This is a genomic window from Prauserella sp. PE36 (assembly GCF_003311655.1).
Taxonomy (GTDB): domain Bacteria; phylum Actinomycetota; class Actinomycetes; order Mycobacteriales; family Pseudonocardiaceae; genus Prauserella_A; species Prauserella_A endophytica.
This window is the reverse complement of sequence record NZ_QEQT01000064.1, coordinates 146,776-166,107: the sequence shown is the minus strand read 5'-3', so window position 1 is coordinate 166,107 and position 19,332 is coordinate 146,776. Positions and strand designations below refer to the sequence as shown.

15 protein-coding genes are annotated in these 19,332 nt (G+C 71.7%); 9 read left to right on the top strand and 6 right to left on the bottom strand.

Going from position 1 to position 19,332, the window contains the following annotated elements; translation table 11 throughout:
- Positions 1-85 precede the first annotated feature (85 nt).
- Genes DI005_RS17900 through DI005_RS17885 form a run of 4 tightly spaced genes read left to right on the top strand, consistent with a single transcriptional unit; the run spans position 86 to position 4,116 of the window.
- Positions 86-1,204 (top strand): thiolase family protein, encoded by a 1,119-nt coding sequence (locus tag DI005_RS17900; RefSeq protein ID WP_113642884.1) that lies wholly within the window; start codon positions 86-88, stop codon positions 1,202-1,204.
- Positions 1,201-1,578, top strand: coding sequence for a Zn-ribbon domain-containing OB-fold protein (locus tag DI005_RS17895; protein WP_113642883.1), 378 nt, complete (start codon positions 1,201-1,203; stop codon positions 1,576-1,578). The genes DI005_RS17900 and DI005_RS17895 overlap by 4 nt, the downstream gene beginning before the upstream one ends.
- Before the next feature lie 11 nt (positions 1,579-1,589).
- The gene (locus tag DI005_RS17890) at positions 1,590-3,155 is read left to right on the top strand and encodes a class I adenylate-forming enzyme family protein (protein ID WP_113642882.1); all 1,566 of its coding nucleotides are present in this window, start codon (positions 1,590-1,592) and stop codon (positions 3,153-3,155) included.
- Positions 3,148-4,116: an SMP-30/gluconolactonase/LRE family protein gene (locus tag DI005_RS17885; protein ID WP_113642881.1), complete on the top strand. Its 969-nt coding sequence runs from the start codon at positions 3,148-3,150 to the stop codon at positions 4,114-4,116. Before DI005_RS17890 ends, DI005_RS17885 begins: the two co-directional genes overlap by 8 nt.
- 566 nt (positions 4,117-4,682) lie before the next feature.
- Here DI005_RS17885 and DI005_RS17880 read toward each other — a convergent pair.
- Genes DI005_RS17880 through DI005_RS17855 form a run of 6 tightly spaced genes read right to left on the bottom strand, consistent with a single transcriptional unit; the run spans position 4,683 to position 12,285 of the window.
- The gene (locus DI005_RS17880; protein ID WP_113642880.1) at positions 4,683-6,065 is read right to left on the bottom strand and encodes a UbiD family decarboxylase; all 1,383 of its coding nucleotides are present in this window, start codon (positions 6,063-6,065) and stop codon (positions 4,683-4,685) included.
- Positions 6,066-6,074: 9 nt separating this feature from the next.
- Complete coding sequence (locus DI005_RS17875; RefSeq protein WP_113642879.1) at positions 6,075-7,334, bottom strand: alpha-hydroxy acid oxidase; 1,260 nt, start codon at positions 7,332-7,334, stop codon at positions 6,075-6,077.
- Positions 7,331-8,974, bottom strand: a complete 1,644-nt coding sequence (locus tag DI005_RS17870; protein ID WP_113642878.1) for a thiamine pyrophosphate-dependent enzyme — start codon at positions 8,972-8,974, stop codon at positions 7,331-7,333. The genes DI005_RS17875 and DI005_RS17870 overlap by 4 nt, the downstream gene beginning before the upstream one ends.
- Positions 8,971-10,383 carry a sodium:solute symporter gene (locus DI005_RS17865; protein WP_112273826.1) on the bottom strand — a complete coding sequence of 471 codons (1,413 nt, stop codon included), beginning with the start codon at positions 10,381-10,383 and terminating at the stop codon, positions 8,971-8,973. Before DI005_RS17865 ends, DI005_RS17870 begins: the two co-directional genes overlap by 4 nt.
- A gap of 51 nt (positions 10,384-10,434) precedes the next feature.
- Positions 10,435-11,655: a mandelate racemase/muconate lactonizing enzyme family protein gene (locus DI005_RS17860; RefSeq protein ID WP_199542912.1), complete on the bottom strand. Its 1,221-nt coding sequence runs from the start codon at positions 11,653-11,655 to the stop codon at positions 10,435-10,437.
- A 33-nt stretch (positions 11,656-11,688) separates the two neighbouring features.
- The gene (locus DI005_RS17855; protein ID WP_112273824.1) at positions 11,689-12,285 is read right to left on the bottom strand and encodes a PadR family transcriptional regulator; all 597 of its coding nucleotides are present in this window, start codon (positions 12,283-12,285) and stop codon (positions 11,689-11,691) included.
- A gap of 110 nt (positions 12,286-12,395) precedes the next feature.
- On the opposite strand from DI005_RS17855, the gene DI005_RS17850 reads away from it, so the two are divergent.
- From DI005_RS17850 to DI005_RS17830, 5 genes are read left to right on the top strand one after another with little or no spacing between them, the layout of a single operon-like run.
- Positions 12,396-13,946 carry an AMP-binding protein gene (locus DI005_RS17850; RefSeq protein WP_113642877.1) on the top strand — a complete coding sequence of 517 codons (1,551 nt, stop codon included), beginning with the start codon at positions 12,396-12,398 and terminating at the stop codon, positions 13,944-13,946.
- Positions 13,943-16,360: a xanthine dehydrogenase family protein molybdopterin-binding subunit gene (locus tag DI005_RS17845; protein WP_113642876.1), complete on the top strand. Its 2,418-nt coding sequence runs from the start codon at positions 13,943-13,945 to the stop codon at positions 16,358-16,360. The genes DI005_RS17850 and DI005_RS17845 overlap by 4 nt, the downstream gene beginning before the upstream one ends.
- A 2-nt stretch (positions 16,361-16,362) precedes the next feature.
- A complete protein-coding gene (locus DI005_RS17840; protein ID WP_113642875.1) occupies positions 16,363-17,142 on the top strand; it encodes an enoyl-CoA hydratase/isomerase family protein in 780 nt (259 codons plus the stop codon).
- A 7-nt stretch (positions 17,143-17,149) separates the two neighbouring features.
- Positions 17,150-18,040 carry a xanthine dehydrogenase family protein subunit M gene (locus tag DI005_RS17835; protein WP_113642874.1) on the top strand — a complete coding sequence of 297 codons (891 nt, stop codon included), beginning with the start codon at positions 17,150-17,152 and terminating at the stop codon, positions 18,038-18,040.
- On the top strand, positions 18,027-19,241 hold the full coding sequence (locus DI005_RS17830; RefSeq protein WP_113642873.1) for a 2Fe-2S iron-sulfur cluster-binding protein: 1,215 nt from the start codon (positions 18,027-18,029) through the stop codon (positions 19,239-19,241). The genes DI005_RS17835 and DI005_RS17830 overlap by 14 nt, the downstream gene beginning before the upstream one ends.
- Positions 19,242-19,332: the final 91 nt, after the last annotated feature.

The following is a 19,332-nucleotide window of genomic DNA, read 5'->3' as shown; positions in this document are numbered from 1 at the left end:
AGCCGCAGGTCGAGGCCTTCGTGGCACGGCACTTCGTGGGCCCCGAGATGAGGGTGGGCGAGGGCCTCGACCGCTCGCAGCCGGGGTGGGCACCACCCGCTTCGGCAAGCTGCCCGGCCACTCCGCCTACGACCTGGCCGGTTGGGCGCTGCGCGAGGCGCTCGCCGACGCGGGAATGGACGTGCGGGACATCGACGGGCTGGTCGCCAGCCGGGTCACCGGCTACGAATCCTTCGCCTCGGCCCACGGCCTGCAGCCCCGGTGGTGCGTGCCGCTACCCGCAGAGGGTCGGATGTGCGGGGCGGCGATCGAACTGGCGGCCGCCGCGCTCCGCGCCGGGCAGTGCCGGGTCGTGGCGCTGGTCTACGGCAACGACGGCCGCTCCGCGGGCGCGACCTACGGCGCCGGCGGCACCGGCTACACCGCCGCAGGGGAGGGCTACGGCACCGCGCCGGAACTGACCCGGCCCTACGGCATGACCTCCCCGGGCGCGTTCTCGGCGCTGATGTTCCAGCGGCACCGCCACCAGTACGGCACCACCGAGGAGCAACTGGCCGAGGTGGCGCTGATCTTCCGCAGGCACGCCGCCCTGAACCCGGCGGCGGTGATGCGCGACCCGCTCGACCTCGAGACCTACCTGGCCTCGCGCTACATCGTCGAACCGCTGCACCTGTTCGACTACTGCCTGATCAACGACGGAGGCGTGGCGATGATCCTCACCACCGCCGAGCGCGCCCCGGACCTGCCGCGGCCGCCGGTCTACGTCCTCGGTGCCGCCCAGCGGGCCCAGTTCCTCGGCTCCGACTTCCCGCCCGAGGACTTCTGGGCCGGGGCGATCGGCGAGGCCGGCGCGGAGTCGCTGCGCCAGGCCGGCATCGGCCGGGCCGACGTGGACGGCCTGATGCTCTACGACAACTTCAGCCCCAACGTGCTGTTCACCCTGGAAGGCCTGGGCTACTGCCCCCGCGGGGAATCCGGACACTGGATCCAGGACGGCCGGATCGGGCTGGGGGGTGAGCTCCCGGTGAACACCTCCGGCGGGCACCTGTCCGAAAGCTACCTGCAGGGGTGGGGTCTCAACGTGGAGGCCGTGCGCCAGCTGCGCGGCGAATGCGGCGCACGGCAGATCCCCGGCGCGACCCACATCCAGTACGCCTGCGCCGCGCCGCTGGTCTCCTCCGTCGTGTACGGGAGCCGGCCGTGACCACCGACACCATCGACCTCACCCCGCACCTCGCCGGCCTGGAAGCCGGGCAGCTGCGCGTGACGCGATGCCGGGCCTGCGGGGCGTCCCGCTTCCCGCCCAAGCCCGTCTGCCCGCACTGCCGCGTCCACGGCGACATCGAGTGGTTCACCGCGGCCGGCACCGGCACGGTGTGGTCGTTCGCCGTGTTCCGCAAGGCCTATTTCCCGCCACCGGGACCGCAGCCGCCGTACGTCGTCGCGGTCGTACTGATCACCGAGGGCGTCAAGATCATCAGCAACGTCACCGGCGACGACGTCCACGTCGGCCTGCCCGTGACGGCCATGTTCGAGCGCGTGAACGGCACCCCGCTGGTGCGGTTCCGGCCCGCCTGAAGGAGTCCACTGTGGATCACTACCGGCTTCTCGACCAGGACACCCTGCCCGGGGTGCTGCGTGCCCTCGGCGAGCATTTCGGCGACCACGAAGCCGTGGTCGCCGCCGACGGCCGCGCCACCTTCGCCGGCTTGCTCGGCGCATGCGAGCGGATGGCCGCCGGTTACGCGGCCGCGGGCCTGCGGCCGGGGGGACGGGTGGGCGTGCTGATGCCCAACGGGCTGCGCTGGCTCACCGCGACCCTCGGCGCGCACCTCGCCGGTCTGGTCGCGGTCCCGGTCAACACCTGGTACCGCTCCTCCGAATACGCCTACGTGATCGAGCGGGCCGGGCTGCGGGCCATCGTCACCGACGGCAAACTGTTCGGCCGCGATGTCCTCGCCGACCTGGCCCAGGCCGGGTACGGCGAGCTCTACGGCGAGTCCCGCCGCGACTACCTCGGCGCGCTCACCTGGCCGTCCGGCGCCGAGCTGCCCCCGGCCCTGCCTGCTGGTGAGCCCGTGGACGTCCCGGTCGGGCCGGACGACCTGGCGGCGATCCTGTTCACCAGCGGCAGCACCGCCAAGCCGAAACCGGTCCCGCTGCGGCACGGGCCGTTGGTCGCCAACCCGCGGGAGATCGGCCGCCGCCAGCACCTGCGCCCTGGCGACCGGTTGTGGATCTCGGCGCCGTTCTTCTTCGGCTACGGCACGGCCAACGCCCTGCCCGTCGCCCTCACCCACGCCACCACGCTCTGCCTGCAGGAACGGCTCGACGGCGACGAGGCGCTGGCCTTCATCGAGCGTGAGCGCTGCACCGTCTACTACGGACTCGCGCTGACCACCCGCGCGCTGCTGTCCGCGCCGTCGTTCGGCAAGCGCGACATCTCGTCGCTGCGCACCGGCACCTGCGGGTTCACCGCGGAGGACAAACGGCTGGTGATCGAGGAACTCGGCGTCAGCCAGGTCTGCAGCATGTACGGGCTCACCGAGGGCTACGGCCACTCCGCGGTCAGCGACGCCTTCGACCCCGTCGACGCCAAACTCCAGACGTGCGGCACCGCGTTGCCCACCCAGCGCATCCGGATCGTGGACGACGCCGGTGCGCCGTGCCCGGCCGGGGTCACCGGCGAGATCGAGCTGTCCGGCGCGGCCATCGACGGCTACCTCGACGCGCCGGAACTGGACGCCGACGCGTTCCGCGACGGCTGGTTCCGCACCGGCGACCTCGGGCGGCTCGACGAGTACGGCCGGCTGCACTTCGCCGGGCGGCGCAAGGAGATGATGAAGGTAAGGGGGATCAACATCGCCCCCGCGGAGGTCGAGGACATCCTCATCAGCCACCCGGCGGTCGACCAGGCCTTCGTCATGGGCGTGCCAGGCGATGCGGGCGAGGAGGTGATGGCCTGCGTGTTGGTGCCGCGCGACCCCGGCACCGACCGGGAGGGCCTCATCGCGGACGTGACCGCCCACATCCGCGCCCGCGCCGCCAGCTACAAGGTGCCCGGCCGGTTCCTGCTGATGGCCGCGGCCGACCTGCCGCTCACCGACACCGGCAAGGTCAGCAAGCTCAAGCTCCGCGAGGTGTTCGATGCCTGACATTCGGTTGCTCACCAGCGGGGTCGGCTTCACCGAAGGTCCCTTGTGGACCAGCGACGGCCGCCTGCTCGTGACCAGCGTGTCCCGCGGCCAGGTCCTCGAACTCGACCACCGCACCGGCGCCGTGGTGCGCCGCGTCGAGACCGGCGGGGGCCCCAACGGGCTCGCCGAGGACGAGCACGGCCGGGTGTGGGTCGCCCAGAACGGGGGATCGGTGCGGCGGAGCAGCTCGCACCGCCCGGCCGCCGCGGGACTGCAGACGCTGCTCGGCGGCACGGTCCTGGACGCGCTCACCACCGGGGTGCGCGCACCCAACGACCTGGTCCGCGGCCCGGACGGGCGGATCTGGTTCACCGACCCGGGCAGCCCCCACGAGGAGGGCCCCGGCCAGCTGTTCGCCTACGACCCGCGGGACGGCCGGCTCGAGGTGATGGCCGACGGGATCGGCTTCCCCAACGGGCTGGCCTTCGACCTCGACGGAACCCGCCTGATCGTCGCCGCCACCCGCGAACGCCGTCTGCTCGGCTACACCTGGGACGGGGCGTCCCTGCGCTTCGATGGCGTCCTCGCCGCGCTTCCCGGCGGGCCGGACGGCCTGGCGTTCGACTCCGACGGACGGCTCTACGCGGCCCTGCCCGACGCCGACCGGATCGCGGTACTCGACGCCGGTGGCACACCACGTGCCCCGATCCGCTTTCCGGACGGCACCTTTCCGACCAACCTCTGCTTCGCGGGCCCGGCCCGCGACACACTCGTCGTCACGGCGGCCAAGGGCGGCCGGGTGCTCGCTCTCGACGGCGTCGCCACCGGACCCCGGCACCTCGTGCCGTCCCACCACCGCGAGGACACACCCTGCCTGAGCTTGACCACCGAAGAGCAGTTCATCGTCGGCGCCGTCCGAGACTTCGTGGACCGCCAGGTCCGGCCGGTGACGCGGGATCTGGAGCACGACTACACCTAGCCGAGAAGCTCATCGAGGCGATGAAGGTCTTCCTCCGCCACCAAAGCGGAGTGCCCAAGGATGCTCGTCCCGGTGTGCTGGGAACAGCACCGCGGGCGCGGGGACGACAGCGTGGCCCCTGCACGAGTTGCGAGCGGGAGCGGCGGAGGAAGCTCCCGGCTTTACTTCAACACCGTTGTAGCCAAGGCACGCTCACCACGGGCGCGGAGCTTACATCCCACAGATGGTGGATCGGGTCTCCCTGTTGCTGATGCGGCCAAGTCGCAGGGAGCCATGGCTGCGCTGGTAGCAGCATCTGGAAATGGTCCGTTCGGTCTCTTGTCCAATGACTGGCTATGCCCATTGGGCGAAGGTCGGACGAATGTTGAGCGTTCTTCGATTCTGGTGTCCTCTGTTAGCGCGGAAACACGATACGAATGACGCTAGAGAAGAAGGCCTCCATCCGCCCCGGCCTCAACAACCCACCACGCGGACAGCCGAAGAAGTCCACCGTGATGGAGATCGCGCTGTCCTCGCCCCGGAGCGGCGCGTCCTGCTGTGGAGCACCGGTGCCCTGCCCGCGGAACTCAGCGCACCGCGTCGCGCCACGATGCCGGTGCGGGGCTCGTCAGCGTCCCGATGTCCAGGTCGTCCTCACCCGGTACGCGGATGCGCAGGAAGCGCATGGGTTCGGCCCCGGCCGGGACGGTGGCGTCGAAGCCGAGCCGCGCGCCAACCCCGTCGACCGTGGAAGGGTCCAGTTTGGACCCTTGGGTGCCCTGCACGACGACGAGGTCGCGGTCGGCCTGGAACCGTGTCGCCACCGCCCACTCGACCTCCGTCGGGTCAGTGACGTCGACATCGGCGTCCACCACGGTCACGTGCTTGACGTCGTAGTGCACGGCCAGTGCGGCGAGCAGGACGTTCTTCGCCTCGCCCGGCGCTGGACCGTCGACCTGCACGTACAGGTGGTACCGGCACGTGCCGCCGAGGGAAAGGTGCACGCCGGTGACGCACGGGAAATTGCGGCGCAGCTCGGAGAGGAACGAGCCTTCCCTCGGGATGCAGCCGAGCAGCAGGTGCTCCCTGCCGCCGCCGACGATGGTGTGGAACAGCGGGTCCCGGCGGTGGGTGACGGTGCTCAGCGCGATCACGTGCCGATCCGCGCGCTGCCCGTAGTACTGCGGGAACTCGCCGAACGGGCCTTCCGGCTCGCGGACGTCGGCCAGCAACTTGCCCTCCAGCACGATCTCGGCGTCGGCTGGCACCATGATGTCGCTGTCGAGGCAACGCACCACGGGCAGCGGTTCACCGCGGAGCGCTCCGGAGATCTCCAGCTCGTCCTGTCCGAGCGGCACCGCGGCCTGCGAGGCCATGAGGGTGAGCGGGTCGGCGCCGATCACGATCGCCACGTCGAGGTCTTCGCCGAAGCGTTCGCGGTTACGGAAGAACGCGAGGGTGTGCCGGGGCAGCAGCAGCGCGCCGAGCCGGTCGGGTCCGCTGACCTGGAGCCGGTGGATCGAGACGTTCTGTGTGCCCGTCTCCCGGTCACGGGTGATCAGCAGTCCCGCCGTGAGGTAGGCGCCGTGGTCGTGTTCGTTGTGGGTGGGCAGGGGCAGCAGCCGGGCGAGGTCAACGTCGGTGTGCACGACCTCCTGGCACGCGCCGTCGGTGACCGGCGCCGACGGCACCGGTTCCCGGCACGCCTGCTGGAAGCGGCCCACGAGGTCGGGCTCGGCTACTCCGGCGGCCTCGGCCATCCAGCCGCGCTGGGACAGCAGTCCCGAAACCACCGGCACCGGATGCCCGCCCGGCTTCGGGAACAGGGTGGCCTGGGTCCCGTCGAGCCGGTTCGCGACACCGGCGACGCCGAAGCGGAGATCGACTCCGCGCTCGGTGAGCGCGAGCCGTCCGGTTTCCTGCAGCCTGTCGAGCCATGTGCGCAACCGCGCACCAGGTGGAAGTGCCATGCTGTCCTCTCAGCCGAAGTTCCATGCGGTGGGATGACGGATGTCGAGCTCGCGCAGCCCTTTCGGGCCCGCGACGCCGGACTGGCCGAGCGCGGTGCGCAGCTCCTCGGTGAGCAGCGCGGCAACGTGGTCGGAGCCGGTCCTGCCCGCGGCAGCGAGCCCGAGCAGGAAGGCCCGCCCGCAGAACACCGCGTCGGCACCGAGCGCCAGCGCCTTCGCCGCGTCCAGTCCGGAGCGGATCCCGCTGTCGAAGAGCACCGTCGCGGCAGAGCCGACCGCGCGGGTGATGGCGGGCAGCACGTCGATCGCCGCGGGCGCGGCGTCGGACTGCCTGCCACCGTGATTGGACACGAGCACGCCGTCCGCGCCCGCCTGCAGCGCGCGCTCGGCGTCCCCGGGATGCAGCAAGCCCTTGATCACCAGTGCCCGTGGCCACGCCTGGCGCAGCTCGGCGATCTCGGGCCAGGTGAACCCGCCACGCAACCCGCCCTGTACGAAGCCGGCGACCTCGTCGAGCGTGGGCGAGGCGCCCACGTAGCGGCCCATGTTGGCGAACACGGGAACGCGGCTGCGCAGCGCGGCGAGCGACCAGCCGGGCGCGCTCGCCACCTGCAGCGCGGTCGAGAACGATGGGCGGAAGGGCACGACGAGGCCGTGCCGCAGGTCCCTTGGCCGCTTGGACCGCACGGGCGCGTCGACGGCGACGACGAGTGCCTCGGCTCCCGCGTCGGCGGCGCGGCGCACCAGGTCGAAGGTGACGCGGTGGTGCTCGGCGGGCAGGCCGTAGAGCTGGAACCAGGTGCGGCCGGGGGCCCGGGCGACGACCTCCTCGATGGACGCGGACGCCAGCGTGCCGGTGATGTAGGGGATGCTCGCGCGCGCGGCGGTGGCCGCGAGGTGCCGGGTCGCGTCCGGCCAGGCGAGCCCGTCGAGCCCGGCGGGGGCGATGCCAACCGGGCTCGCGTAGGTCTGGCCGAACAGGGTCGTCTCGGTGCCGACGGCTGGCAGCTCGCCGTAGCGAGGGACGATCTCGATCCCGTCGAGCGCGGCCCGGTTGCGCCGCACGCCGAGATCGTCGCCGGTGCCGCCGGCCACGAAGTCGTAGGCGAACCTGGGCAGCCGCCTGCGGGCGGCGCGTTCGACGTCGCTGAGCGAGGGCAGCCGCCGCTTCAGCGTGGCCTCCCTGCCGACGCCGCTGCCGGGCCCCCAGGCCGCGCCGCGCCGCCGCCGTAGCCGGACGGTCAGTGCTCGGGGAGTCTCGTCGCTCATGCCATCCTCTCGCGTAGGTCTCCGATGGTGTTCCAGACCGAGATCTGCCCGGGGTCGGTCACGATCTCCACGACGGCAGGGCGGTCCGCGCCCAGCGCGGCCTCCAGCGCGGCGGGGAAATCCGCGTCGGCGGCGACCCTGGCGCCGAAGGCGCCGAACGCGCACGCCAGCTCCACGAGGTCCGGGTTGCCGAGTTCCGAGCCGATGACGCGGCCGGGATACCGGCGTTCCTGATGCATCCTGATCGAGCCGTACATGTTGTTGTTGAAGACGAGAGATACCAGCGGCAGGCGCAGCCGGACCGCGGTCTCCAGCTCCTGGACCGTCATGAGGAAGCCGCCGTCGCCGGACACCGACACGACGGTGCGGTCCGGATCGGCGAGCTTCGCTCCGATCGCGGCGGGCAGCGCGTAGCCCATCGCCCCGGAGGCCGCCCCGACGTAGGTGCGGGCCAGCGGGAACCGGAAGAACGTGTGGAGCCAGCCCGCGAAGTTGCCGGCGTCGTTGGTCACCACGGCATCGGGCGGCAGTCCCGCGCGCAGCGCGCGGACGATCTGCCGGTTGTCGACGTGCCCGCCGTTCTCGGCGGGGTCCACTGTGGTCACCCGCCGGTACACCCGTTGACGTTCGTCCGCCCAGCCGGGATCGCGGCGTTCTCCCGGCTTGCCCAGCGCCCGCAATGTGGCGAGCGCGTCGGCGTGCACGGCGAGCTCGACCGGGTAGGCCTTGCCGAGCTGGCCCGGCTCGATGTCGACCTGCACGATGCGCTGGCCCGCGGCAGGGGCGGTGTAGCCCTGCGTGGTGATCTCGCCGAGCCGCGTGCCGAGCGCGACGACGAGGTCGGCCTCGCGCACCGTCGCGACCAGGTCGGGATGGGTGCCCATCTGCAGGTGACCGGCGTAGCGCGGGTGTTCGTTGGGGAACACGTCGTGGCGCCGCCACGCCGCGACCACCGGAACCTCCCATGCCTCGGCGAAGGCGACGAGGTCGTCCTCGGCCCCGCTGAGCTTCACCCCCGCCCCGGCGATCACCACGGGCCGCGCGGCGCCGAGCAGCAGCTTCCGCACCGCGGTGACGTCCTCGGGCGAGGGTGCGGGGCGCGTGCCGGCTCGGGGGAGTGCGGGCGCGGCGGCGGTCTCGTGGTCGAGAACGTCCTCCGGCAGCGACAGCACCACGGGCCCAGGGCGGCCGGTGCGGGCGAGTGTCAGTGCGCGCGCCACCGCGGGCGGAACCCGGTGCGGATCGGACTCCTCGACGGCGTGTTTCGCGACCGGGCCGAGGAACGCGGGCAGATCGGTCTCCTGGAAACCTTCCCTGCCCCGGTGGCGCGAATGGAGCTGACCCACGAGCACCAGCATCGCGGTGGAGTTCTCGCGCGCGGTGTGCACACCGATCGACAGGTTTGCCGCGCCAACTGCCCTGCCGCCGAGCACCACGCCGATGCCGCCGCTCGCGGCGGCGTGCGCCTCGGCCATGAACGCGGCGCCGCCCTCGTGCCGGGCGGGAACGAACGTGATCTCGCCGTCGGCGTAGAGCGCGTCCAGCAGGGTCGTGAAGCTCTCTGACGGCACACCGAACACGTGGCGCACGCCGTGCGCCTTGAGACTGGCGACGAGCTGCGTCGCGACGGTCGCGGTCATCGGGCGACCGGTTCCGTCGACGTGGCTTCGGCGGGTGCGTCGGCGCCGCGGCGGCGGAACAGCTGGCTGAGCGTCATCACCACGATGGGTACCGTCACCGCCACGTAGGCCTCGTCGACGCCGAACGGACTGCCGGCGAGGAACCAGCCGATGGTCGCCACGAGCGCGATCATGATCGTCCACAGTGCACCGTTACGGGTGCCGTAACGCGGCGCGTAGAACATGAGCAGCACCAGCACGGCGAGGGTGGCGCGCAGTGCCTTGGCGAGGAACGTCACCGCGAGCACGTCGGAGGCGTAGAGCGCGAGCACGATCGGCAGCAGCCCGGTCACGCCCGCCGCGACGCGGATGAACACCAGGTTCCTGCGCTCGTCCGCCTTCGGGTTGAAGTAGGGCTGGTAGAAGTCCTTGAACAGCAGGGTCGACGCGCCGATCGAGAGGGCCGCGATGGTGCCGAACATCGCACCGGCGAGCCCCGCCACGACGACACCGGCGAGCAGCGGGTCGAGGTCCACGATCAGCGAAGGCAGCGCCTGAATGCTGTCGATGTGCGGGAACAACACCGCCGTGCACACGCCGATGAACGCTGCCAGGAACCCGTAGCAGATGAGGAACAGCGACGAGTAGAAGCCGGCGCGCTGGGCCTTGACGCTGTCGCCGACCGTGGTGATGGCCTGCACGATGTACTGGGTCGCGAAGGTCGCCCCGACACCGGCGAGCATCCAGGCGAAGATCTGGGAGAGGCCGACGCCGTCGAGGGAGAACATGCCGGGTGGCAGCTTGGCGGTGAGCTCGCCGAGGCCGCCGACGCGGGTCGTGGCTACCACCACGAGCACGACGATGCCGACCAGCATGACGATGGCGTGCAGCAGGTTCGTGTAGACGACCGAGCGCATGCCGCCCACGCTGACGTAGGCGGTCGCGAGTACGCCCACGAGTGCGATGGCGAAGGACTTGTCGATGTCGAGCAGGCTGGCCAGGACGGCGCCGCCGCTGGCATAGACGGAGACGGAGACGATGAGCAGGGCGCAGATCATCACGAGCGACGTCGCGACGCGGACGCGGTTTCCGAAGTGGCTGGCGAGTGCGCCGGAGATCGTGATCTCGCCCAGTTTCCGGTACTTGCGGGCGAGCAGGAGTGAGAACAGGATGAATCCGACGCCGAGGGAGACGACGTTCCAGGCCGCCGAGATCCCGGACTCGTATGCGGCCTGCGCCGTCCCCACGCTGGCGGTGGTCCCGATGAACTCCGATCCCATGAGGAAGCCGATCACCACGGCGGGGAACACCTTACCGCCGCTGGCGAACGAGCTGGACGTCCGTGCGGACCGGCCGGACAGGAAGCTGATGGCGGCCAGTATCGCGATGTAACCGCCGACGATGAGTAGTACTAGCCACGCTGACTGCATGGATTCCTCCGGTGTCGCGTCGTTGCAACGAATGGGGACCGAGTGGGGGCCTCAGCGGAAGCCGGGCCCGTCGAGAAGGGGGTGCGCTGCCAGGAACTCCTCGTCGATGTCGACGCCGGTGCCCGGTGCGTCCAGCGGCCGTACGGTCCCGTCCTGGCCTGGGATGAACGGGGCAGAGGTGAGGTCGGTATGCAGCGCCGCGTTCGCCGACACGTCGGCCTCGAAGTAGCCCGCGTTGTCGATCGCGGCGAGGAAATGCACGGTGGCGGCCATGTTCACCCCGGTGCTCGCCGTGTGCGGGTGCACCGGCAGGTGCCACGCCGAGGCCAGCGCCGCCACCCGCAGTGCCTCGGTCAGGCCGCCCACTTTGGACAGATCCGGCTGGAGCACGCGGACGCTGCCTGCGCGCACGAGCTCGGCGAACTCGTAGCGGGTGAAATGGTTCTCGCCTGCGGCCAGCGCCACCGCGCCGCGACGAGCCAGCTCGGCGTAGCCCTCGGGGTCGTTACGGGGCAACGGTTCCTCCAGCCACCCGACATCGTGTTCGGCTAGCACGGGGAGCACCGCCAGCGCCTGTTCCCGTGTGTAGGCGGTGTTGGCGTCGGTGAGGATGGTTGTGTCCGGGTGGGCCTCGCGGACGGCCGCGACGCGCTCGGCGTCGACACCGGGGCCGTCACCGACGCGCAGCTTCACGGCACGGAACCCGCGCTCGCGAAGGCGATGCACCTCGTCGGTGAGCGCCGCCGGCGGCTGGTAGCCGAGCGCGACCCCGCCCGCGTAGGCGGGGATCGCGCGCGGGGCTCCGCCGAGGAGCCGGTGCAGTGGCCAGCCCGCCGCCTTGGCGCGGATGTCCCACAGCGCGAGGTCGATGCCGCTCATCGCGATGGCCGCGGCGGTGCCGAGACCGAGCCCACGCAGCTGTGCGCTGGCGAGCGTGCCGCCCGCCCCGGTGACGTCGGCGGCGTCGGCGCCGGTGAGCAGCGGCGCGAGCGCGGTGTTGATCAGGTGCGCCACGGTGCCCGGCGCGCGGCCGTGGTGCGACTCGCCCCAGCCGGTGATCCCGGCCTCGGTCTGCACACGCACCAGCACCGCGTCGCGCTTGACCGAGCGGCCGAAGCCGAGGTCCACCTGGGCGTGCGGCGGGGTGGGCACGGAGACACCGAACGCGGTCACCTCCGTGATGCGCAGGTCGTCGCCGGGCAGCCCCATCGCTCGTCCTCTCTGGTGGTAGCGGTCGTAGATGACCCTGCGACCGGGGCTCGTTCGCGGCAATGCGCAAAGCGTGATGGCAACGATAGGGACCGGCTATGTCGCCTTGCGCGCCCTGCGCCGCGCCGCCTCCCGCGCCGGGGGCGCCGGGAACTCACCGCGTTCGACCCGGCCGGCCACATCGCGCCAGAAGTCCAGGGCGGCGCGTTCCATGCCGAGCCCGAGTTCGAGGGTCACCATGCGGCTGGCGACATCGTCGATGTCGCTGTAGCGCTTCTGCATGGACTCGTACTCGGCGATCCGGCGTTCGTGCTGCTCGATCTGCCCCGAGGCCAGGCGCGCGACATCGGCGGGGGTGGCCAGCTCGTTGAAGAACAACTTGATCTCGGCGACGTCGCGCAGCTCGAAATGCGCGTTCACCGGTTCGCTGAGCCAGTTCCGCAGCGCGGTCTCACCTTCGCCGGTGATCGTGTAGAGCTTGCGCCTGCGCCCGTGTTGCTCTTCCTCGAGCTCCAGCAGGCCGGCGTGCTCGAGCCGCTTCGGCTCCGAGTACAGCTGCGCGTGCGGGAAGCTCCAGAAGTATCCGACGGAGCGGCCGATTGCGCGTTTGAGGTCGTAGGGCGTCGACGGACCGCGCAGGGCGATCATGCCGAGGACCACGTAGGACGTCGTGGACAGCCGGACGCTTGACATGCCCCGAAGGCTATCGTACGTTCTGGACAGTCTGAAACGGACGATTTCAATCAGATGATCGTCGACTGGTTCCCCTTCCCGTCCCCGAACTGTTGCAACGGAGAGCAGTCATGGATCTGGGCACAGCGCTGCGCTGGACCGCCGAGCGATATCCGGATCGCCGCGCCGTCGGTGGCCCCGAGCCCCTCAGCTACGCGGAATGGGACGACCGCACTGACCGGCTCGCCCGCGCGCTGGCCGAGCAGGGTGTGAGTCCCGGCGACCGGGTGGTGCTCGTGCTGTCCGGCGGGCTTGCGCTGGCCAGCCTGCACCTGGCCGCGCAGAAGCTCGGCGCCGTGTCGGTGCCGCTGTCGTTCCGGTTCGGCCCCGAGGAACTCGCCTACTGCGTCGCCGACGCCGCTCCTGTGCTGGTGATCCACGACGAGGCCAACGAGCGGCTGGTGACGGCCGCGCTGGACGCCGTGCCCGGGGTGCCGCGCCTCCGCTCGGGTCCGGGTGCGGGAACGATCGAGCAGCTCGCTGAACGCGGCGGCGCGGGCACGCCGCCGATCGCGGCCGATCCGGCCGCGACCAGCGTCATGCTCTACACCTCGGGAACCACCGGCAGGCCCAAGGGCGTCCCCCGCAGCCACTCCGCCGAGCACTACGCCGCGCTGGCCCACCTCATCCAGAGTGGACAGTCCTACTTCGACACCACACTCGGTGTCATGCCGCTGTTCCACACCATGGGCATGCGCACGCTGCTCGCGACGGTGCTCTCGGCGGGCACGTGGGTGCCACAGGCGCGGTTCGACGCGGACGAGGCGCTGGAGCTGATCACCCGCGAGCGCGTGAGCTGCCTCTACCTGGTGCCCACGATCTACTGGTCGCTGCTGCACACCGGCAGGCTCGGCGAGGCCACGTCGGTGGACAAGCTCGCCTACGCCGGCGCCGCCATGACCACAGCGCTGGCCGAGCGGCTGACGGAGACCCTGCGGCCGTCGCGGTTCGTCAACCACTTCGGCAGCACCGAGATCTACACATTCACGATCGGTCCCGACGTCCGCGCCAAGCCCGGTAGCGCGGGCAGGGCCGGGGTGTTCTCCCGCGTCCGGCTCGTCGCACCCGAGCCCGGTGCGAGCCCTGGGGACCTGGTCGCGCCGGGAGAGCAAGGGCAGCTCGCCGTGTCGATGTCGGGTCCCGAGGCGTTCGCCGGGTACTGGAACCGCCCCGACGCCGACGCCAGGTCGATCCGGGACGGCTGGTACTTCCCCGGCGACCTCGCCGTGGCCGACGAGGACGGCGACCTGTGGGTCGCCGGCCGCGTCGACGACATGATCAACTCCGGCGGCGAGAACATCTACCCCGACGAGATCGAGGACGCGCTCGTGCGCTGCCCCGTCGTGCGCGAGGTGGTCGTCGCGGGCACGGCCGACGACCGCTGGGGCCAGGCCGTCACCGCGTTCTTCGTGCCCGAGCCGGGAACCGAGCCCTCGAGCGCCGTCGAGGCGCTGTCGGAGTTCGCGCGGGACGGCGCGGGCCTTCCCTCCCTGAAACGGCCCAAACGCGTCGTCGCCGTCACCGAGATCCCGAAGTCGGCCGTGGGCAAGATCCTGCGCCGCGAGCTTGGAGCGGGGCACTACGAGGTGCTCGCCGAACATGACCTGCAGGAGCGGACATGACGCGCACCACCGCCAGGATCGAGGACCCGGCGCTGCTCACCGGCCGCGGCCGGTTCCTCGACGACCTCGACCCCTTCGCGGGCACGCTCACGGCCGCGATCGTGCGCAGCCCGCACCCGCACGCGCGGATCCGCGGCGTGGACCTCTCCCGCGCGCGCAGGCATCCCGGTGTCGCTGCCGTGGTCGGGCCCGAGGAGGTGGCCGCCGAGCTCAAGCCCTTCCCGCTGGCGGTGAAGACCCCGATGCCGTACTACCCGACGGCGGTGGACAAGGCGCGGTTCGTCGGCGAGCCGGTGGCGATCGTCGTCGCGGCGGACCGCTATGCCGCCGAGGACGCCGCGGAACTGGTGGACGTCGACTACGAGCCGCTGCCGCCCGTCGTGGAGATCGACGACGCGCTCGAGCCGGACGCGCCGCTGCTGCACGACACCGCCGACAGCAACGTCGCCACCGACCGCACGTTCACCTTCGGCGACGTGGACGAGGTCTTCGCCGGCGCCGACCGCGTCGTCGTCGGCGAGTACGACTTTCCGCGCTACTCGTCGACGCCGATGGAGTGCTATTCGGTGGTGGCCGAGTGGCAGGACGAGGCCGACGGGCCCGCGATCGAGGCGTGGGCCAACTTTCACGGACCGTTCTCGATGGTCGCCGTGCTGGCCGGGGCGTTCGGCCTGCCCGCGTCACGGATCCGGCTGCGCATCCCCGCGGACAACGGCGGCAGCTTCGGCATCAAGGCCGGGATCTACCCCTACGTCGCGCTGCTCGCGCTGGCCAGCAAGCACGCGGGAAGGCCGGTGCGCTGGACCGAGGACCGGGTGGAGCACCTGCTGGGCAGCTCGGCCGGTTCCGACCGCAGGATGCGCTTCGAGGCCGCCGTCTCGGCCGACGGTCGCGTGCGGGGCCTGCGCGCGGACCTGGTCGACAACGTGGGCGGCTACCTGCGCCCGCCCGAGCCGAGCACGCTCTACCGCTGCTTCGGCAACATCACGGGGGCGTACCGGATCGACGCCGTGTCCATCCGGTCCCGCGCGGTGGTCACCAACAAGACGCCCACAGGCCTCAACCGGGGGTTCGGCGGGCAGCAGCTCTACTTCGGCCTCGAACGGCTCATGGACGAGATCGCGCTGCGCTGTGACCTCGACCCGGGGGAGCTGCGCAGGCGCAACTTCGTCCGCGGCGCCGACTTCCCCTACGCGACGCCGACCGGAGGCATCTACGATTCCGGCGACTACCACGCGGCCCTGGACATGCTGCTGAAGAACGCCGACTACCAGGCGTTGCGGCAGGAGCAGGCGAGGGCCCGCGAGCGGGGCGAGTACCTGGGCATCGGGCTCGCCACGATCGTCGACCCCTCGGCCACCAACATCGGCTACGTCGGGCTCGCCACGCCCGCCGAGCAGCGGGCGAAGGGCCGCGGCAAGTCCGGCTCCACCGAGCACGTGCGGATCTCCGTCGACCCGAACGGGTTGGTGTCGGTGCTGCTCGGCACCGTCCCCCAGGGCCAGGGCCACGCGACGGTGGCGCAGCAGGTGGTCGCGGACGCACTCGGCCTGCCGCGCGAGCAGGTGCGGCCCGTCGTGGAGATGGACACCGCCACCACCCCGTGGACGATCAGTTCGGGCAGCTACTCGTCGCGCTTCGCGCCGCTGCTCACCAGCGCGCTCGTGGAGGCGAGCGAACGGCTCGCGGAGACCATCAAGATCGCGGGCGCGACCCTGCTCGGCGCCGACGCCTCCGCCGTCGAGCTCGCCGAGGGGGCGGCGCGGCTGCGCGCGGACCCCGCGCGGTCGGTGCCGTTCCGGCACGCCGCGGGCGTCGTGCACTGGGACCCGGGTTCGCTGCCGCCCGGCGTGCCCGCGCGGCTCTACGAGGAGGCCGCGTTCACGCCGCCCGAGTCGAAGGCGCCGAGCCGGACGGACCAGATCAACTCCAGCCTGTGCTACGGATTCGTCGCCGAACTCGCCGTGGTGCGCATCGACGCCGAGACCCGCGAGGTGCGGCTGGAGCAGGTGTTCACGGTCCACGACGCGGGCACGATCCTGAACCCGGTGCTGCTGGAGGGACAGGTGCACGGCGCGCTGGCCCACGCGCTCGGCGGCGCGCTGTACGAGGAGATGCGCTATTCCGAGGCGGGACAGCCCACCGCCACGTTCATGGACTACCTGTGCCCCACCTCGGCGGAGACGACCTACGCGCTCGACAGCGACCACCTGGAGACGCCGTCACCGCTGACCAGGCTCGGCGCCAAGGGATGCGGCGAGGGCAGCTGCATGAGCCTGCCCGTCGCCATCGCCAACGCGGTCGCCGACGCGCTGCGCCCCGAGGGCGTGGAGATCACGAGCCTGCCCCTGCACGGCAACGTCGTGCACCAGCTGCTGGAAAGCGGCGCACTCACCACGGAAAGGAAGAACTGAGCATGGCACTCACCGGAGGCGAGATCCGGCTGGAGCGCGGTCACGACGGCCGTGTCGCCTACCTGACGCTCGACCACGGCAAGTTCAACATCATCACCTGGGAGACGCGGCAGGTGATGGCCGACCGCTTCGCCGAGATCGACGCCGACGACGACGTCCAGGTCGTGGTGATCCGGGGCGAGGGCGAGCACTTCTCCTCGGGCGGTGACATCCCCGGCTTCATGGAGGTCGACCCGATCGACTTCACCGACCTCGGGCACAACGTGACCGCACCGGCGCGCAGCCCCAAGCCGGTGATCACCGCCGTCGACGGCTACTGCTTCGGCGTCGGCCTGGAGCTCGCGCTGTCCACCGACATCCGCGTGTGCACCGAGCGCAGCGAGTTCGCCCTGCCCGAGATGCGGCTCGGCATGATCCCCGGCTCCGGCGGAACCCAGCGGCTCGCGCGGCTCATCGGCCTTTCCAGGGCCAAGTACCACATCATGACCGCGAGCAGGATCAAGGCGCGGCAGGCCGGAGACTGGGGCCTCGTGGCCAATGTCGTGCCCGACCGGGCGGCGCTGGACGCCGAGGTGGAGCGCGTCGTCGGCGTGCTGCTCGGCTTCTCGCCGCTGGCCGCGCGTACCGCCAAGGAGGTGCTCGACAAGGGCGTCGACGCCCCGCTCTACTCCGGCATCGAGCTGGAGCGCAAGGCGTACTCGATGCTGCGCTCCAGCAAGGACTTCGCCGAGGGCGTCGCCGCGTTCACCGAGAAGCGCGCGCCGAAGTTCCAGGGCCGGTGACCAGCGAGTGAAGGCCGCGCCGTTCGCCTACGCCCGCCCGGCCAGCCTCGCCGAGGCGCTGGCCGAACTGGCCCGTTCCGACGGGGGAGGCAAGGTCATCTCGGGAGGGCAGTCACTGGTTCCCGTGCTCGCCATGCGCCTGGCCAGGCCGGACGTGCTCGTCGACATCAACGGGATCGCCGAGCTGGGCCGCGTCGACCGCTCGGGCGGCTTCGCCGAGATCGGCGCCACCGTGCGGCAGCGCACGGTGGAGCGGGACCCGGTGAGTGCCGAGGTTCCCTTGCTGGGCATGGCGCTGCCGTGGGTCGGCCACCGAGAGCTGCGCAGCAGGGGCACCGTGTGCGGAAGCCTCGCGCACGCCGACCCTGCGGCGGAGCTGCCCGCCGTGGCCTGCTGCCTCGACGCGTCGCTGACGCTCACCGGGCAGGACGGCGAGCGGCAGGTGGCGGCGCGGGACTTCTTCGCCGGAGCGATGATGACCGCCCTCGGTCCAGGCGACGTGCTCACGTCCGTCCGGTTCCCGCTCGCGGGGCCGGGGGACGGGTACGGATTCGCCGAGATCGCCCGCAGGCACGGCGACTTCGCGCTCGCCGGGGTCGCCGTGCACGTCAACGCCGCGGGCCGCGAGCCGAGTGCCGTGCTGACCGGTTTCGGGATCTCCGACCGGCCGGTGACGCGCTCGGTGGGCCGGGAGCTGGCCGAGGCACTCGATTCCGGTGACCTGGAGACGGCCCTGCGGTCCCGGCTCGCGGACGCGGTGCAGGACATGGTCGACACCGAGGGCGACGTGCACGCCTCCCGGGACTACCGGCGCCGGCTGTTCGGCGTGCTGGCGAGCCGCGAACTCACCAAGGCCTACACGCGGGCACGGGGAAGGGATGCCGATGACCACGAGTGAGCGCCCGCTGCGGCCCGTGCGGGCTGAAGCGGGCGAACCGGTTGAGGTGAGCTTCACCGTCAACGGCACGCCGGCGACGCTGGAGCTGCCCGCGAGGGTGACGCTGTCGGACGCGCTGCGCGACCACCTCGGTCTCACGGGCACCCACGTCGGCTGCGAGCACGGCGTGTGCGGCATGTGCACCGTGCTCGTCGACGGGCAGGCGGCGCGCGCGTGCCTGCTGTTCGCCGTGCAGCTCGACGGCGCCGACATCGTGACCGTCGAGGGCCTGGGCAAGCCGGACGCACTGCATCCGTTGCAGGAGTCGTTCGGCCGCAACCACGCGCTGCAGTGCGGGTTCTGCACGCCCGGGTTCCTCATGAGCTCCTACGACCTGCTCACCGAGAAGCCGGGTGTTCGGGCCGAGGAACTGCCCGAAGAGCTCTCCGGCGTGATCTGCCGGTGCACCGGTTACCGCAACATCGTCACCGCCGTGCGGGAGACGCAGGAGCGGTTCCCCGACGGGATGCCCACGCCGGGCAACTGCGGAGCCAGAGCGCTCGCCGGGCGCGCCACCGGCCGCGTCGGCGGAGGGCCGGACAGCGAAGCGGCCCCGGACGACGCGCCGAAGCCCGTCGAGATCGTGCTGCCCGGCGGGGAGCCGACGATCGCGGTGCGGATCACCACCGAGCTCGCGGTGGCCGTCGAGCAGGTGTGGGACGTCTTCGACGACATCCGCCTGCTCGCGCGCTGCCTGCCCGGCGCGGAGCTGACCGACGAACTCGGCGGCGACCAGTATGCGGGCAGGGCCAGGGTCTCGGTCGGACCCGTCAAGCTCGCCTTCAAGGGCGTGGCCCAGATCCTGGAGCACGACCGGGCGGCTCGCCGTCTGCGGGTGCTGGCGCAGGGCCAGGACAGCGGCGGTGCGCAGACGCAGGCCGGCATCGAGCTGCGCACGGAGCCCTCCGGCGAGGGCACGGTGCTGCACGCCGATGCCGAGGTGTACCTCACCGGCCGGATCGCGCAGTTCGGCCGCGCGCTCGCCGGCGACATCAGCAGGCGGATGTTCGAGCAGTTCGCGGCCGCCGTCGCGGAGGCGGCGACCTCCGGAGAGGCCCCGTCCGGTCCCGTGCGCGCGCCAAGCGCGTTGCGGCTGATGCTGGGCTCGCTGCTCGACCGGCTCCGCCGCCCGCGGAGAAAGGGGAGTGGTGCCGCTCGTTGACGTGGCAAAGCTCAGAACATACTGTTTCCACAGTCCGAAACATATGGTCCGGTTCGGCGGGCCGTCGGCGATCAGGAGGGTGGCATGGGCA